Origin of the sequence: Kineosporia corallincola, assembly GCF_018499875.1 — a bacterium.
Lineage (GTDB): Bacteria > Actinomycetota > Actinomycetes > Actinomycetales > Kineosporiaceae > Kineosporia > Kineosporia corallincola.
This window is the reverse complement of the sequence record NZ_JAHBAY010000001.1, coordinates 925,661-941,175: the sequence shown is the minus strand read 5'-3', so window position 1 is coordinate 941,175 and position 15,515 is coordinate 925,661. Positions and strand designations below refer to the sequence as shown.

Annotated in this window: 12 protein-coding genes and 1 tRNA gene; 10 read left to right on the top strand and 3 right to left on the bottom strand. The window is 66.8% G+C overall.

Features of this window, described 5'->3' with window-relative positions:
• Positions 1 to 102: 102 nt before the first annotated feature.
• The 3 genes from KIH74_RS04245 to KIH74_RS04235 are packed head-to-tail and all read left to right on the top strand — an operon-like array spanning position 103 to position 7,246.
• Positions 103 to 6,231 carry a WXG100-like domain-containing protein gene (locus KIH74_RS04245; RefSeq protein ID WP_214154372.1) on the top strand — a complete coding sequence of 2,043 codons (6,129 nt, stop codon included), beginning with the start codon at positions 103 to 105 and terminating at the stop codon, positions 6,229 to 6,231.
• Positions 6,228 to 6,530: a hypothetical protein gene (locus KIH74_RS04240; RefSeq protein ID WP_214154371.1), complete on the top strand. Its 303-nt coding sequence runs from the start codon at positions 6,228 to 6,230 to the stop codon at positions 6,528 to 6,530. Before KIH74_RS04245 ends, KIH74_RS04240 begins: the two co-directional genes overlap by 4 nt.
• Positions 6,527 to 7,246, top strand: a complete 720-nt coding sequence (locus KIH74_RS04235) for a hypothetical protein (protein ID WP_214154370.1) — start codon at positions 6,527 to 6,529, stop codon at positions 7,244 to 7,246. The genes KIH74_RS04240 and KIH74_RS04235 overlap by 4 nt, the downstream gene beginning before the upstream one ends.
• Before the next feature lie 232 nt (positions 7,247 to 7,478).
• Here the strand turns inward: KIH74_RS04235 and KIH74_RS04230 are convergent, their stop codons facing one another.
• Both KIH74_RS04230 and KIH74_RS38335 read right to left on the bottom strand, forming a co-directional pair.
• Positions 7,479 to 7,934, bottom strand: a complete 456-nt coding sequence (locus tag KIH74_RS04230; protein WP_214154369.1) for a hypothetical protein — start codon at positions 7,932 to 7,934, stop codon at positions 7,479 to 7,481.
• Positions 7,935 to 8,067: 133 nt separating this feature from the next.
• Positions 8,068 to 9,219: a type VII secretion protein EccE gene (locus KIH74_RS38335; protein WP_214154368.1), complete on the bottom strand. Its 1,152-nt coding sequence runs from the start codon at positions 9,217 to 9,219 to the stop codon at positions 8,068 to 8,070.
• Between the two features lie 169 nt (positions 9,220 to 9,388).
• Here KIH74_RS38335 and KIH74_RS04220 point away from each other — a divergent pair, with 169 nt between their 5' ends.
• The 6 genes from KIH74_RS04220 (at position 9,389) to KIH74_RS04195 (ending at position 13,371) form a co-directional block, all read left to right on the top strand.
• Positions 9,389 to 9,991 (top strand): HD domain-containing protein, encoded by a 603-nt coding sequence (locus KIH74_RS04220; protein ID WP_214154367.1) that lies wholly within the window; start codon positions 9,389 to 9,391, stop codon positions 9,989 to 9,991.
• A gap of 216 nt (positions 9,992 to 10,207) precedes the next feature.
• Positions 10,208 to 10,933 carry a FadR/GntR family transcriptional regulator gene (locus tag KIH74_RS04215; protein ID WP_214154366.1) on the top strand — a complete coding sequence of 242 codons (726 nt, stop codon included), beginning with the start codon at positions 10,208 to 10,210 and terminating at the stop codon, positions 10,931 to 10,933.
• Positions 10,934 to 10,996: 63 nt separating this feature from the next.
• Positions 10,997 to 11,068 (top strand) — tRNA-Arg (locus tag KIH74_RS04210).
• A gap of 586 nt (positions 11,069 to 11,654) precedes the next feature.
• Positions 11,655 to 12,056, top strand: coding sequence for a helix-turn-helix domain-containing protein (locus KIH74_RS04205; RefSeq protein WP_214154365.1), 402 nt, complete (start codon positions 11,655 to 11,657; stop codon positions 12,054 to 12,056).
• Positions 12,056 to 12,697, top strand: a complete 642-nt coding sequence (locus KIH74_RS04200) for a HipA N-terminal domain-containing protein (RefSeq protein WP_214154364.1) — start codon at positions 12,056 to 12,058, stop codon at positions 12,695 to 12,697. The genes KIH74_RS04205 and KIH74_RS04200 overlap by 1 nt, the downstream gene beginning before the upstream one ends.
• The gene (locus tag KIH74_RS04195) at positions 12,580 to 13,371 is read left to right on the top strand and encodes a HipA domain-containing protein (protein ID WP_308113584.1); all 792 of its coding nucleotides are present in this window, start codon (positions 12,580 to 12,582) and stop codon (positions 13,369 to 13,371) included. The genes KIH74_RS04200 and KIH74_RS04195 overlap by 118 nt, the downstream gene beginning before the upstream one ends.
• Positions 13,372 to 13,415: 44 nt before the next feature.
• On the opposite strand, the gene KIH74_RS04190 is transcribed toward KIH74_RS04195, so the two are convergent.
• On the bottom strand, positions 13,416 to 14,036 hold the full coding sequence (locus tag KIH74_RS04190) for a hypothetical protein (protein ID WP_214154363.1): 621 nt from the start codon (positions 14,034 to 14,036) through the stop codon (positions 13,416 to 13,418).
• Between the two features lie 201 nt (positions 14,037 to 14,237).
• Between KIH74_RS04190 and KIH74_RS04185 the strand changes: the two genes are divergently transcribed.
• Positions 14,238 to 15,311 carry an SGNH/GDSL hydrolase family protein gene (locus KIH74_RS04185; RefSeq protein ID WP_214154362.1) on the top strand — a complete coding sequence of 358 codons (1,074 nt, stop codon included), beginning with the start codon at positions 14,238 to 14,240 and terminating at the stop codon, positions 15,309 to 15,311.
• Positions 15,312 to 15,515: the final 204 nt, after the last annotated feature.

Below are 15,515 nucleotides of genomic sequence, written 5' to 3'. Positions count from 1 at the left end.
CATCGTTCCGGGTATGATCGATGCCTGATTCAGGTGCCGGTTCAGCAGGGGAGGGCTGAAACCATGTCCTCCCAGCAAGCATTCACCCTGGCGGGTCGCTGAGTGGCCGGTCTCGACCCAGCCCTGGAATGGATCTGGGACATGCTGATCCGGGCCACGTCATTCCAGGCCTGGCCCGACGGCGACCCCGGAGCCTGGCGCGACCTCGGCGACGCCTGGGGCGAACTCGCCGGCACCATCGACGAATCGTTCATGGACATGAACAGCACCGCCCTCAACGTCGTCATGAACTGGGGCGGCGACGCCGGCGAGGCCTTCACCAACCGCTGGAACGAGTTCGTCGGCAGCAGCGAATCCGGCCCCACCGCATTCTCCGCCGCCGCCTACAACTACCAGGCCGCCTGCCTCAACGGCGCCCTCGAACTCGAATACGCCCAGCTCATGTGCGAGATCATCCTCGCCATCACCGCCATCGAAGTCACCCTCGGCCTGATGTTCGCCGAATTCGGCGGCGGCGCCTTCTCCGCAGCAGCTGTCCTGGCCGGACGCGAGGCCATCACCGCGGTGCTGCAACGTCTCGCCATGATGATGGGCAAACCCATCCTCAAACAGGGCCTGAAAGAAGCAGCCGAACTCACCGCCAAGAAGGGCCTGCCCGCCGCCGGCAAGACGGTCAGCACGGAGGCGGGCAAGAAGGGTCTCACCAACCTGGGCGCGCGCGGTCTCCAGAGCCTGGGCAAGCACGCGCCGTCGCTGCTGAAGACGGCGGGGGTCGGCGCCACCCACGGCGGTCTCACCTTCGCCGGGGCCGACCTCGCCGCCCAGCAGTACCAGGTCTCCCAGGGCAACCGAAAAGAGGTCGACTGGGAAACCGTCAAGAACAACTTCTACGCCGGTGCCGCCGCCGGTGCCGCCGGAGGACTGGCCGGGCACCTGCTCAGCGGCGGGGCCCGCCGACTGGGCAACAGCACCGTGAACAAGCTCACGAACTCCAACAAGGCCGTCAACCGCAACCTGGCCAAATTCCTCGGCACCGCGCCCACCTCGCGCACCGTCCGGGTGGGAATCAACACCACGGGGGCCCTCACCCGCGAGGGCTTCTCGAACATCGCCTCCGAGGCGGCCCTCGACGTCACGTACAACTACGTCGCCAACAACCAACTCGGTTTCTCCAAGCAATACCTCAAACAGTTCGACGACGGCCTCCTCAAGGGCCTGGGCACCCAGTTCGCCGCCGGAGCGGTCGGCGCCGCCATCCCGCTCGCGGCCCACGGCGTTCACGGTGCCCTCACCAACCGCTCGCCCCAACTGGGCACGCATGCGGTGGGTGAGAACGCCTCCACCTCAGTGCCTTCCGCCAAGGCGGCCGAGCAGGGGGCCAGCACCCAAGACATCCGAGAAGCCCTCGGCCGGCAGACTCACCCCACCACGACGACCTCGGCCCGCGACGCCGGCAGCAGTTCGAACATCACCGCGCGCCAGACCGATTCGGCGTCCTCCGGCACGACGCGCAGCATCCGGACCTCGGTGGATACGGGTTCGGGCGGCTCGCACCGCGTCGACCAGGGTGCCGACACCTCGACCCCGCGCGTCGCGGACACGTCATCGCGGCAGCGGCAGGACGCCGCGGCACCGTCCGGCGGCTCCATCGTCATCGAGCCCACGCGGCAGACGCACGACGCCACGCCCGCCGCTCCAAGCCGTACCGACGACGCCTCCCCCCGCCCGGCACGCACCGGCGAAACGGCGCGCACCGGCGAAACAGTGCGCACCACAGGCGATCGCGTCACCCAGACCGACTCGTCCCGTCCCGCCGACCGCACTCCGGCCAAGGGCGGCACTACGACCTCCCGCGACCGCGACACCGCCCCCGGCGACAGCACGCAGCCGATCCGCGCCACCCAGCCCGACCGCACCACTCCATCGGAGCGCGACGCCCGAGGCGACCGCACACCCGAGACCGACCGCACACCCGAGACCGACCGCACCGCCCAGCCCGACCGCACCACCGCCGCGGAGCGCGACCCCCGCCCCACGCAGCCGGATCGCACCACCGGGACGGACCGGAATCCGCCCGGCGACACCGATGCCCGTCCGGTCCGCGACGACGCCCAGCCCTCACCCTCCCCGGCCGATACACCGGCCAGAGAGCGGGATCACGACTCGGCCGGCACCCGGCACGAGTCCTCCGGCGGCGATTCGGCAGAGCCAGAACGAAGGACGACGCCGAGCCAGGACGAGTCTGACGTCGTCCATACGCGTGAGGGTGACCAGAGCCCCGCGGAACACGACCACGACCACGGCCACGACGAGACCACCCCTGACCAGCACGGGGGCCGCGAGAACTCGATCGAGGAGGCGCGGGAGCGCAGCAAGTTCTCCTGGACCGCGGACACCACCTCCGACGTCCTGGGTAAGACGCCAGGAAAGATCGACGAGGCGATCGCCCGGATCCGGGCCAACCACGGTGACTCCCGGCCCGACCAGATCCAGGCCCTCGAAGACATCAAGACCCGGGCCGGCAGGCTGGAAACGACGGTCGCCGACGTCAAGGCAGGCCGGAAGGACATCTCCGAACTCATCGACGGTGTCGCCGAACACAGCCGCGGCATCAACGATTACACCGAGAGGTTCCAGGGACGCGGCGACACCTACCACGACTACGCCGACCAGGCGTGGACACAGGACGGCAACCAGCCGATCAAGGACGCGGTGATCCAGCCCTGGCAAGACGTGCACGGTCTCGATCTGCTCGACCGGGTCGAGTTGTCGCAGCGCCAGGCCAAGGTCGATCTGGACACCGACCGGATGCACGTGCTCGACCAGGCTGTGGGCACGATCCTGGTGCGTGATGTGCTGGGCCCGGAGTTCGCCCGGCACGTGTCCACGGTCATGCAGAACGCGGTGCCGAAAGACCCCTCCATCGCGGGCCGGCGGCTGCCCCCGGAGGTGGTCGACCGCGACCGGAACTGGCTCAACGAGCCGGGTCCCAGCGGTGCCTACAACTCGGCCAACGGTGTCACCTATGTGGACTTCGGTCGCGTCGGGAACTCGCGGGCTCTCACCTCGGTCGTCTCGACCATGGTGCACGAGTCGGTCCACGCGCTCCAGCCCGCCAAGGACCTGATCCGGCGCGATCTGCACCGGGCTCTGCGACGTTCTGAGCCCGACCTGGAACCCGCGGAGATCGACCGGCGCATCTCCTCGGAGAACGCCCGCATCACCCTGGAGTCGGAGTACCGGGCGTTCATGGTGCAGCAGCAGTTCCTCCAGGGCATGGCCAAGCATTCGCCGGAGAAGAGCTACGACGGCGATCCGCGTATCCCGAAGGAAAGCGGTACCCGGGCCAACAACTCCCCGCACGAGATCATGGACCACGTGCGGACGAACTATCTGGGTCCTGCTTCCCACTTGGTGGACACGAACGACAATCTGTTCGCCGGGCACCCCGATCTGACCGACGCCGCAGGCATGGTCGAGCAGGCGCGGCTGGCCATCGTGGAACATCACGAGCACGGACAGCCTGGGCGGTTCTCCGGACCTCTGACGCGCGAGGTGGTTTCACAGCACGGGCTGGACCTGGACGGCGTGCGCCGGGATCAGGCGGAGCGGGCGCTTCAACGCGATGCCGCCCAGGAGCATTCTCCCGAGCGGCATATCGAGGAAGAGCGGCGGCCAGCGAACCACCTGTCGCCAGAATCCGAACTGCACCGGAGCAGATTGCTCACCGATTCTCTCGGGGGAAAGAAGCTCAGCACCGAAGACACTCTCCGGGCGACGGCGGACAAGCTCGATCGGCAGATCGACAATCTGGAACGCCGTTACGGGGACGAGAGACGCCAGCAGATCGACGCCTTGAAGGAACTCCAGAAGGGTGCCTCCTCCGTTCTCGACCAGACCACCAGAACCCGCGAGAATCCCCAGGAATTGCCGGACTTGATCGACGCCGTGCGTGAGCACAGCCAGAACGTCCGGGACTACACGGAACGTTTTGAGCGCTTGAGCACCGAGATCACTAACAAGGGCGAACGCACACCCAGCTGGGAACAGGTTCATGGACTGGACCCCTTGGACAAGGTCGAGCTGGCCCACCGAAAGATCGACCTCGATTCAACCCACCGAGTTGACGTGCTCGACAAGGCCATCATCCACATCCTCGTAGACGACGCTTTCGGGAACACCATCGCCGATCATGTGATGCATACCCTCGAAAACGCGGTGCCCAAGCAGTTCGAACAGGCACGAAAAAAGCTGCCCCAGGGTGTTTACAGCGATGCTGAACTGCGTGGTCTTGTCGGATCGTCCGATCGAGGAACCTATGAAGCCGCCTCTCAGTTCACCTTTATCGACATGGGCGACAGCAAAACGCCGCGCGTGGTCACCGACATCGCAGGAACGGCTTTGCACGAATCGCTCCATCGATTGCAGCCGAACAAGAACATGATCCGGAAAAAGGTCGATGCTCTGGTCGAGTCCGGGATAGTCGACCTGGACGCCGTCCAGCAGCGGAATGTGCGGCGGACTGTCATGGCGCTCGTGACGTTCGAGAACGAGTTCCGATCTTTCTTGGCTCAGCGCACCTTTCTGCACAACACCGTGCGCAACTCGCCGCGCCCGAAATACAGCGAAGACCCTCGAATCCCTGGGGACAGCCGCGCTCGGGCAGACGAATCCCTTGAGGCTCTCGGACGGTACGTGGCAAGCTCGTACGACGTCGAAAAAATCCCACTGCAAAAACTGATCGACTCTGATGATCTGCTTCAGCGTTACAGGGATGAGGTCACCGATCACGACACCTTGATGGACCAGGTGCGGATGTCCATCATCGACGCCACGGACACTAGCAGGGCTGGGTCGGGTTTGCCGGGCGGTCTGGTGGGCCCGATCACCAGAGATCTGAACGCCCACATCCACGAGGCCGTCCTCAAAGAGTTGCAACGGACCGCCAAGGCCGAAGAGGCAGAGCGCATCGCCTTCGAGGTCTTTCGGAACAATCCTGTCGACATCGACGCCATCCGTCGTGCCCAGGCCGAAATGCCACCCGGCCGTCCCGCAGACGCACCGCCCATCGGTGAAGAAACGCCGACCGGCAACGGCCCTCGTCCAGAGCCACCGGCGGAAGAGCAGACCGACCCGGTTGCGGAGGCAACACGGAAAGCGCCGCTACCCGAAGAAACTTACAAACCGGGATGGCTGTTCGAGGCCTTGACGGGCAAGGTGCACGACCCTGCGGCATCGCTGCTGGCCGGCGGGTCAGCCAACGACATCTCTCTGGTCGCCAGGCACGATTTCGCCCTTACGCCCAGGGAGGCCCTGACGACTGAATGGGTCACCAAGGCGCTTCCCCACAGGGCCGAGGTTCTGGACGCGGTGACCAAGTTGATCGCCGACCACAAGATCCACCGCCTCAACCTCGCTGGCAACCTGCTGGAACCTGCGCTTCGCGACCGGCCACTGGAAATCTTGCAGGAACTGGCTGATGGCCGCCTGCTCGCAAATCAGGATCTCGATACCTACTCCCGGGAGAACCCAGGCCAAGGAATCGTCTTCGAGCATGTGCCGGCTTCGGTGAACGAGACATCGGACGGCCTCTCGCGCAAACAGGTCTTCATCGACGAGCAGAAGATCCGGCATCCTGAACGTGCGACCGGACTGCATCCGACCGCAGAGCAGAGTGAGGCGGTCGAGCGCTACGCGGAAACCCTCCTCATCGACGTCGAGCCGGCCGTCAAACGCGAACTGGATGATCTCACTCCTCCGGGTGCCACCAACAGCATCCGTACCAAGATCGCCCACGGTCTCTTCGACAAGGTGGGTCGAATGGTCGGTTCGGGGCGTTCCGCCTACGAGGTGGGCGATGTCATCGATGCAGTCGGCGCACGCATCACCGTGGACAACATGGAGCAGCTCGGAGCGGTGCTCCACAAGGTGCAAAAGCGGTTCGGAACAGGCGATGGCGGCAGGATTCTCGAGGTCGAGAACATGTACGCCGATCCGAAGTCCAAGAATCCCAGCTACCGGGTGATCCCGATGGTGGTCCGCATCGACGTGGACGGCGTCGCCTACACCTACGAACTACAGCTGACCACCCAGCGTGCCTCTGTGGCCGCGGACCTGGAGCACAACACTGTTTTCAAGCAGTACCATGATCTGACCCCTCACCAGCATGAACTGATCATGCAGATGTTCTCCGAAGCTGCGGCTCTGGACCAGGAAGAGACCAGAAAATGACGGATCCCCAGGCCCGCGCCTCTTCTCGTCCGGCGTACGACCGCACCACCTGCCTGGTCACGGAGAACGGCGACAAGCGGTTCGGTTTCATCATCGACGGCCGCGAATACCCTGATCGCGCGGGCTACGATCAGGCGCGCCGAGAAGCGGTGCGAGAGCTGCACCGTCGCCGGGTGATCGCCGAGTTCATCACCGAGACGATCGGCCCGGCGGAGCTTCCTCGGGAACTACCTTCGTGGAACGACTTTCGACGCACCATCGACAGCAGATTCCCCGTCCCTGAGGAGAACACCCGGTGAGCGGCGCCCCCTCCGACCTCGACCGGGTGATGGTCGTCATCCGGAGGTCGGTTCTTTCCGAGGACGAGGTCGTCTCCAAGCTTCGGAGCGATCGCTCCGCCGCCGAGCTGTTCACCACGAACAGCTCGGGGCGTGAACGCGACTACTTCATCCAGCGCCTGGACTGGCCGCTGGCGCGGGAGCCCTGGCTACATGAGGGCGTCCTGGTCGAGCAGACCATGGACCTCTCGCACGGCGGAAATCTGCTGCGGGTCCTGCTGTTCGCCCAGGACGGGTCCGAGTACGTGCTCGGTGCCGTGGAGTCCGGCGAGACCGACTTACTGCGCCTGGCTGCTCGCCTGTTCCTCCCCGAAGGGCAGGCGCCGTCCCCCCGGGCTCTGGCAGAGGTCATCGCCTACCTCGAACCCAGTTCGCTGACACCCGGATACCTGGTCGAAGGCTCGTTCCACGAGGCGTCTCTGCTGGAGCGGTACCCGGAGGCCCGGGAGATCGAGGCATGGCTGCACGATGTGCGCCTCGAGGATTCCGGCGACCAGGCGCGTCTGGAATTCTTCTCGTACACGCCGAGTCTCGGGGGCCCTTCGCTCGAGATCATCGTCCGGAAGTGGTTTGTACAGGCCGATGCGGACGGCACGGGAACGATCACTCATCAGGATTTCGCGATCCTGACCATCGCCGGCCCGTTCTCCGAAGGCTCCGTTCGCCTCCTCAGCTGAACCACCTGAACAAACCACCGAATCACCGCAAGCTGCCCGCTTCTTTCCTCGTGGTACGTGAAGAACTCCACCCGCACCACATCACCGTCTTCATGGGTCAGACGCACCGGATGAAGCCAGGATCCGACATCGGTTCCGCGGAAGTGCCGGTCCAGCAATCTTCTGACGAGGACAGGTCTCCACGGACCACCTCGAGCATCTCTTCGAGCGTGACCTGCCCGCCGGTCATCCGTCAGAGCACCGCCCGCCCGTGCCTGGCCATGGCCTCCAGCACAGCCTCGCGAAACGCGACGCTCCCGTCTTCGGGCTTACCGATGAGCAGTTTTCCCAGGGACGACGTCAGCAGGTACTGCGCCGACGCCCCCGTGCCGATGACCCGCAGCTCGCTCACCCGGGACCAGGCGACACCCCGCACGTCACGTCCCCGCACCACGAATCCGCCGTCGTAGACGTAGTAGGCGTGATACCCACGGGTGAAGGTCCGGGCCGCGGAGGCCACCGAGAGCAGCATGCCCACGATCAGGAACAGGTTGGCGATCTGGCCGACGCCCCTCAGGAACGGGATGTCGTCGAAGATCGACATCCCCAGCACCGTCACCACCACGATCAGGGCCAGGCAGACCAGCGCCAGCACGGCCGCCCTGCCCGCCCGACGGTACGGCGAGCCGAGGTCCTGAGCAGCCAGCAACGCCCCGTACCGGTGCTGGGCCGCGAATCCCGAGACCTCTTCCGGCGCAACCGGTTCGGTTGCTCGGTCATGAGAACTCCAGGATTCAGACGTCAGGGGGTTCCGAAGCGTAGCGCCGTCTCCGGAGACGCAGCTACCCGATTCCCCCACCGCTGGGAGCCGTCGCGTACACCGCGGGCCCTTGTTCGGCGTCCAGCCGTTGCACGTCGGCGTCGAGCTGCTTCGACACCTGCTGCACCGTGTCGGCCGCCGTGTCAATCTGCCCGGCACCGGCCGTGATTCGCACCAGTGAACGCATACGGGTCTCCTGCCGGCCCGGCTCCAGCACGATGCTGACGCTGGTGAACGCGGCCGGGACGAGCGCAAGCGCGTCGAGCAGCACCCGCGGCTCACCGGCCGACGGCCATGACCGGACCCAGAACGTGACATGGTGCAGCGCACCGGTCTTCACCCGGTCGCGCTCCTCGATCGGCTGCGCCTCGCCCAGCATCCCGCACGAGCGGGCGAGCACGGCGACCACGGAGTCGGCGTCCAGCACCCGCCAGGTGGCCCGGGTGCTGCGTTTCAGCAGAGTCTCCAGTCGGCGCACCAGCGTGAGAAGTACGTCGGGGGGCGAGACCTCGGCGTTGCGCGCCTCCTCGGCCAGGGTCTGGGCGTCGAGGCGGACCGCGACCCAGGTGGTCACGTGCGCGGGTGCGAAAGCCGGTGCACCGAGAGTGCGTGCCCGGTCGGCCGCGAACGCCGACGGCACGGTGTGGGTGAGCACCTGCACCCGCACTCCGGGGATGTCCGACTCGGCCACCAGCTGGGCGATCCGGTCGAGCGGTGGCCCATTCATCTCCTGCGCGAGATGCTCTGTGGTGCCGGAGAATTCAAGGACGGCGAACCACCCGGCACGATCGCCCCCGATCCCGGCCGGAACGCCGTCAGCGGTCTCCCGGCCGACCACGTTCAGGGCGGGGGCGAGAGTGCGCAGCGCGGTGACCCGCGCGTCCGGATGTGCGTCGTCCGTGGCCTGCGCGCGGCGGGACAGCCCCCAGCGCAGCATCTGCCACTCCGGGGCCCAGCGGTGCCGCCGGCGACGGAACGTGAACAGGACGACGATCAGGCCACACACCCCGAGGACCGCGGCCGGCACCGGCCCCACGCCGAGCAGAGCCGCGACCCCGAGCAGGACGGCCTCGACCAGCAAGAGCTGCGACAGGTGCACCACCCCCAGCCGATGCGGGCGCGGTTCAAGCGTCAGGCTCTCCGGCTCCGACACAACTGACGACACACTGCTCACCCATCCATCGTACGAGTGCGGACACGGTCAGAAGTAGACAATGAGCCCACCAGGATGGCTCCGGACCGGGTGGTGCGCGACGAGTCCCCCGCCCTACCCGATACAGAACCCGCCCTCCCGGATCAAGCATAATCGAGACAAGGCATTACTTTTCAGCGGAAGGAACGAGATGATCCGCACCTTCGACGGCTGGCCCGACTGGACGTCCGCACGCCCGGCCCTGGAGCCTGCCCTCACCCTCGACGCCCTCGACCGCCTCAGCGAGGTCTACGACTTCGCCGCGGAACGTCATGCCGGTCAGACCCGCCCGGCCGGGGAGCCGTATGTCGAGCATCTGCTCCAGGTGGTCGACGTGCTGGTCCACGGATCGGGCTGGAAAGACACCGATCTGCTCGCCGCCGGCCTGCTGCACGACGTGGTCGAAGACACCCCGACCGAACTGGCCGAGGTCGCCGACCGATTCGGCGACGGCGTGGGGCAACTCGTCGACTGGGTCACCCAGCCTCCGCGAGATCCCGCGCAGGACAAGGCGATTGCCCGAAAGGCCTACCTCGACCACCTGGCCCAGGCCCCGGATCACGTGCTCGCCCTGAAGCTGGCCGACCGCCTCACCAACGTGCAGCATCTCGACACCCATCCGCGGCCGCACAAGCAGGCCTCCTACTATCGCGAAACCGTCACCTACATCGTGCCTCTCGCGGATCGCCTGCCCTGGTACCGAGCCTGGTTCGAGGACTGGCGACAGGAGTTCGCCCACCTCGCGCAGGACTGACCGGAACGGCGGCGGGGTCGGCCGGGCCACTCGTCGTCCATGATTGAGAACGATGGACGACGACGGGTCGACATGTTCCGTCTGGAACCGTATTGTCCTGGGGTTTTCGGTCACGCCTGGCCCGATCTGCGGCGGGTGCACCCCGGGACGTGGCACTCTTGCCGCATGCCGTTCGCAAGCCCCTTCCGATCCGCCAGCGATTGATAGGATGATCTGATGTCAGCCCCGGTGAGTGAGGCTCCGAGTTCGCTCCGTTCCGCCCGGCGGGCAGGTCTGATCGACCAAGTCATCGAGCAGCTCAGAACCCAGATCACCGAGGGCGGCTGGGCGGTCGGCGAACGCATCCCCACCGAGACCGAGCTCTCCCAGCTCACCGGCACCAGTCGCAACACGGTGCGCGAGGCCGTGCAGTCCCTGGTCCATGCCGGCCTGCTCGAACGACGCCAGGGCTCCGGCACCTATGTACTGGCCGCCAGCGAGCTAGCGGGCGCCGTCAGCCGCCGGGTGGCGAACGCGCGACGCCTCGACGTGCTGGAGGTCCGCCGCACCCTGGAGGTCGGCGCCGCCCGGCTCGCCGCCAGCCGCCGCACCACCGCCGACGTCGCCCTGCTGCAAGAGCTCGTGGCCGGCCGCCAGGCCGCCCGCCGGCTCGGCGATCTGGACGAGCTGGTGGAACGCGACGTGCGCCTGCACCGTGCCATCGTCCAGGCCTCACACAACCCGGTGCTCATCGACCTCTACGACAACCTGGTCGTCGCGCTCCAGGAGAACGTCCGCGTGAACGTCACCTACATCTCCCCCGACGACGAGGACCACTCCGCCCTGGTCGACGCCGTCGTCAACGGCGACGCCGATGCGGCGGCCACCGAGGCCGCCGCGTTCCTCGACATCCTGATCGAGGGCAGCGACCAGGAGCTGGACCTGCGGGAGGCCGAGGGCTGACCCGACACCGTCCAGCGCATTGGCGGCCGAGGGCACCGGACTGCTAGTGTCAGTGACACCCGAGCCCCCGTAGCTCAGGGGATAGAGCGTCGCCCTCCGGAGGCGAAAGCGCAGGTTCGAATCCTGCCGGGGGCACTTCTTGCTGAAGCGCACGAATGGCCTGCTGACCAGGAAAACCCTGGAGAGCAGGCCATTGTCGTGTATCCAGCCCACTAACGTTTGCCGCCAGAGCGCCACAACGCCTCCCCTAGCCGCAATCGACCAGAACCACGACAGCCGTTAACAACACGTAGGGCACACCCGCACCGCCTCCGACGACGACTGGGCGATCTCGCGGGTGCTGGCCGACATCTCACGATCAGGCCTGATCCCCGATCGACGCCCACGTCCAGACGGCCAGAAGCTCCCGCAGGCGCCGTCGGAGACCCCGCCCTGGGACCCGGGCACCGAGATGGCCGAGCACACCCAGGTCCCCTGGACGAGGTCGCCGACCTCCTCGACGACCGCCCCCGCCAGAGGCCAGGATGGCGCGCTCCCCACGAGAAACTCATAGCGTTCCTTGCGGGACAAGGAGATGCGCTGCCCCCTTGAGACCACTCTGCTCAGGCTGTTGCCGAACGACCACACCAGCCGATGTTGCCGTTCGGCATCTTTCCAAAAAGTTGCCGAACGCCTACACTTGTCAATCAGGAAGCAGCCACGTATCTAGAAGGTCAGGGCGATGCGCGTCACCACTGTCCGCGACATCGGTGCACTGGTGCGTGCCGCCAGGCGTGCCCAGGGGATGACCCAGGCTGTCTTGGCCGATCGTCTGGGTGTCGGCCGCGATTGGATCGTGCGCCTGGAAAGCGGTCAGCCTCGCCTGGAGACCCAGAAGGTCCTGGACGCCCTGGTCGTCCTGGGCCTGGCTCTTGACGTCGAGCAACAACCCGCCGCCACCGCCTCAGCCTCGCGGGCCGAGCCTGAGGCGCCTCCACCCGAAACACCTCAGGCCAGCAGGAAGTCCGACGCTACTCGCAGCTCGCGCAGAACGACAGCCGAGCCTGCCACTCGCTCCTCCCGCGCCAAGGACGAGGGCCCCACCGACCCCTTCGTGTCGCTGTTCGCAAAACGAGCACGCTGATGGCAGGGCCGCAGCAGTTGCAGGTCTTCCTCGACGGCACATTCATCGGTGAGGTGCATCAGTCGCCGCAGGGAGCCTTGTCTTTCACCTACGACGAGGAATACCGAGCGGCCCCGGACACAACACCACTTTCGCTGTCCATGCCTCTGGCCGCAGGCAAGCACACGAACAAGGTGGTCAGCGCCTACCTCGACGGGCTGCTCCCCGACTCCGACGCAGCCCGCCAACGCTGGGGCCAGCAATACGGCGCCAACCCGAGAAACCCCTTCTCGCTCCTACGGCATGTCGGCCGCGATGCTGCGGGCGCGGTGCAGATCATGCCACCCGACGCGGACGCGTCCGACGCCGCCGAGCGAACCGGTGACATCGAGTGGCTCAGCGACGACGACTTCGCCTCGCTCGCACGTGATCTCGCCGAACACGACGAGGACTGGGACCCCGGCCGGTTCGGCGGCCGGTGGAGCCTGGCGGGCGCCCAGCCGAAGACGCGCTGTTCCGCGACCCCGAAACCGGAGCCTTGGGCATTCCCCGGGATTCGACACCGACCAACTGCATCATCAAGCCCGCCCTGCGGGCCTTCCAGCGTCACCATGTCAACGAGGCGCTGTGCCAGCGGACCGCCTATCAGGCAGGTCTCCTGACGGCCGAGGTGAGCCTGGTCGAGGTGGCTGACGTCCACGCCGTCATTTCGCACCGCTACGACCGAAACCAGGACGACGCCGGCCGCTGGTACCGGGTTCACCAGGAAGATCTGTGTCAGGCTCTGGCGGTCCACCCCAGCCAGAAGTATCAGAATGACGGTGGCCCTGGCGTGGCCGCAGTCGGCAGGCTGATACGGCAACTCCAGCTGGACGACCGAACCGTCTCGGCTGAGCGCTTTTTCAAGGGTCTCGCTCTCAACGCCCTCATCGGTGGCACCGACGCTCATGCCAAGAACTACTCACTCATCCTGATCGGGAACCGCGCCCAGATCGGCCCGCTCTACGACGTCGCATCCGCGGCCTGCTATCCACAGTACGAGCGCCTGGACTCCGCCATGAAGATCGGAGAACACTGGCGATTTCTGGACGTCGGCATCTCCGACTGGAAGCGAGCGGCCAAGCAGATCGGTGTCCCTGGGGAGCAGGGCGTCGCCTGGGTCGAGGAACTGCGCCGAGAACTGCCCGGCGCTCTGGAACGTGCGGCCGCCTCACTACCGGCGGACGTGCAGGCCGAAGCCAACGTGATGGCTGAGCGCATCGCCGAGCACGTCAACGGGACGTGGCGTCCCGACCAGACCGTCACCCGCCCCGTCTCGCCCGGACCGGGACACTGACAGACTGAGACAGGGCGCCTCCACGAAGACCAGAACCCACCGCCTCAGAACGGCAGGTCGCCGCGCAGCAACCCGACCCTGACCGCCTCGGTCTTCTGCCGTGAGGCGATGACCTGCCCCCGCCACCAGCTGGCCGTGACGATCCAGCAAGCCCCGAGATAACCAGCCGCATAAGCCAGCCCCCACCAGTGCAGCCCCCGTACCCAGGCGAACCAGACGATCCAAGCCGTATAAGCCACCACCAGCAGCACGTTACCCAGGTAGGCCAGCAGGGTGCCGGCGGCGAAAGGCTTGTGCGGAGAATGGATGTCGCGCACCAGGTCGGACCGCCAGCCTCCGATCAGATCGTGCTCGGCGGTCGTGAACCCAGCCGTCCCGACCAGTCTCTTCTCCAGGATCCGCACCGAGATGGTGCGCAGGAAAACGGTATTCGCCAGCAGAATCTGGTAGGCCGAGATCAGCCAGGTGGGCACCGGCAGCAGCGCGACCAGCCACCACGACACCTCGTCACCGAACTTCTCGGTGAAGGTCAGGGTGACACCGATGTAGGCGATGCCCGCCCCCATCAGCGTCGAGATGTAGCCGTTGGTGCTCATGATCGCGCTTTCCTCGGCCGCGTAGAGCGCGGCCATCGCCTCGACCGAGGCCCCCCGATCCCCATCCATGCCCGGGACACTAGCGAAGGCCTCCTGCCCGGTCAGCCGATTCGCCCCGAACAGCTTCCGGCCGGCACCGCTCCCCGCAAATCCCGGAAAACTGGGAAAACGCTTGCCAGTCCGCCCGCGCCAACTGAGGATTACTTCGCGAAAGACGCATCAAAGACTTTCCCCTGACGCATGCCTGGCCTCCCGCGGAAGTGAGCCCTCATGAGCCTGCTGAGAAGATCCGTCGTCGCCCTCGCCGTGGCGGCCCTGGCCATAATGCCGGCCTCCCCGGCCCTGGCCACCGGCACAGCCACGAGCGCAGCCACGAGCACCAACACCGGCGACGGCTCGCCGACCGACCGCAACATCTCCTTCGTCGGCCGCTGGGACACCACCGACCCCACCGCCTACGTCCCCGGGTGGGCAGGCGCCTACCTCCGCACCAGTTTCACCGGCACCACGGTGAAACTGCAACAGCGCGGCACCATCTCGCTCTACTACAGCATCGACGGCGGGGCCTACACCTACCTGTCCAACGTCAGCGGCACCGTCGACCTCACCCCCACCCCGCTGGAGAGCGGCCGGCACACCCTCACCGTGTCGTACCGGATCGTCGCGGGCTCCTACCACGGTGACGCCGTGTTCCAGGGGCTCGTCCTGGACGAGGGGGCGCGGACCCTGCCGACCCGGACGCCACGCCAGGTGGTCGAGTTCCTCGGTGACTCCATCACCGTCGGCCAGACCTCCAGCCAGGTCGCCCTCACCTCCTACCCCTGGCTGGTCGGCGAGCAGCTCGGCGTGCGGCACACCCAGATCGCCCAGGGCGGCGCCTGCCTGCGCGAACTGACGGCGCAGGAGAGCATCCGGGGTATCGGCTGCGTGGGCCTGGAGCAGCGGTTCACCGCCTCCAGCGCCGTCGACGGGGCGCCCACCTGGGACTTCCGGCGCTACCAGGCCGATGTGGTCGTCATCAATCTCGGCACCAACGACACCAGCCACGGCGTGGTCGGCGCCGACTTCCAGGCGGGCTACGAGAATCTGCTGACGAACGTCCGGGAAAAGTACCCGCACGCCACCATTCTCGCGCTACGCACGTTCATCGGGCGCTGGGAGACCGAGACCCAGGCCGCCGTGGCAGCCCGCAGAACGGCCGGGGACCGCCGCGTCGTCTACGTGGACACCACCGGCTGGCTGACCGCCGAGGGCCTCAACGACCTGGTCCACCCCAACGACGCCGGTCACGCCGGCATCGCCACCGAGCTGACCCCGATCGTCGCCCGCTACCTCCGCCACTGATTCCCCCGCGCCCCGTGCGGCCTGCACCGTGTCCGAGACACGGTGCAGGCGGCACTGTTTCACCACACTGCCGGGGCTCTCAATCATGGACGACGAGGAGCCCCGACCAGCTCACCGCCCTGCCGGGCACTTTCCGCAAGGGACGCTCCCCGGCCGCTCCCGGCGTCCCCACGTCTGATGCCGGACCCGCACCCTTGCCATGAC

What these genes read in the sequence shown, in the direction of transcription:
- KIH74_RS04240 (WP_214154371.1), top strand. Translation starts at nt 6,228, where the DNA reads ATGACGGATCCCCAGGCCCGCGCCTCTTCTCGTCCGGCGTACGACCGC.
- KIH74_RS04220 (WP_214154367.1), top strand. Translation starts at nt 9,389, where the DNA reads ATGATCCGCACCTTCGACGGCTGGCCCGACTGGACGTCCGCACGCCCG.
- KIH74_RS04215 (WP_214154366.1), top strand. Translation starts at nt 10,208, where the DNA reads ATGTCAGCCCCGGTGAGTGAGGCTCCGAGTTCGCTCCGTTCCGCCCGG.
- KIH74_RS04205 (WP_214154365.1), top strand. Translation starts at nt 11,655, where the DNA reads ATGCGCGTCACCACTGTCCGCGACATCGGTGCACTGGTGCGTGCCGCC.
- KIH74_RS04200 (WP_214154364.1), top strand. Translation starts at nt 12,056, where the DNA reads ATGGCAGGGCCGCAGCAGTTGCAGGTCTTCCTCGACGGCACATTCATC.
- KIH74_RS04190 (WP_214154363.1), bottom strand. Translation starts at nt 14,036, where the DNA reads ATGGATGGGGATCGGGGGGCCTCGGTCGAGGCGATGGCCGCGCTCTAC.
- KIH74_RS04185 (WP_214154362.1), top strand. Translation starts at nt 14,238, where the DNA reads ATGAGCCTGCTGAGAAGATCCGTCGTCGCCCTCGCCGTGGCGGCCCTG.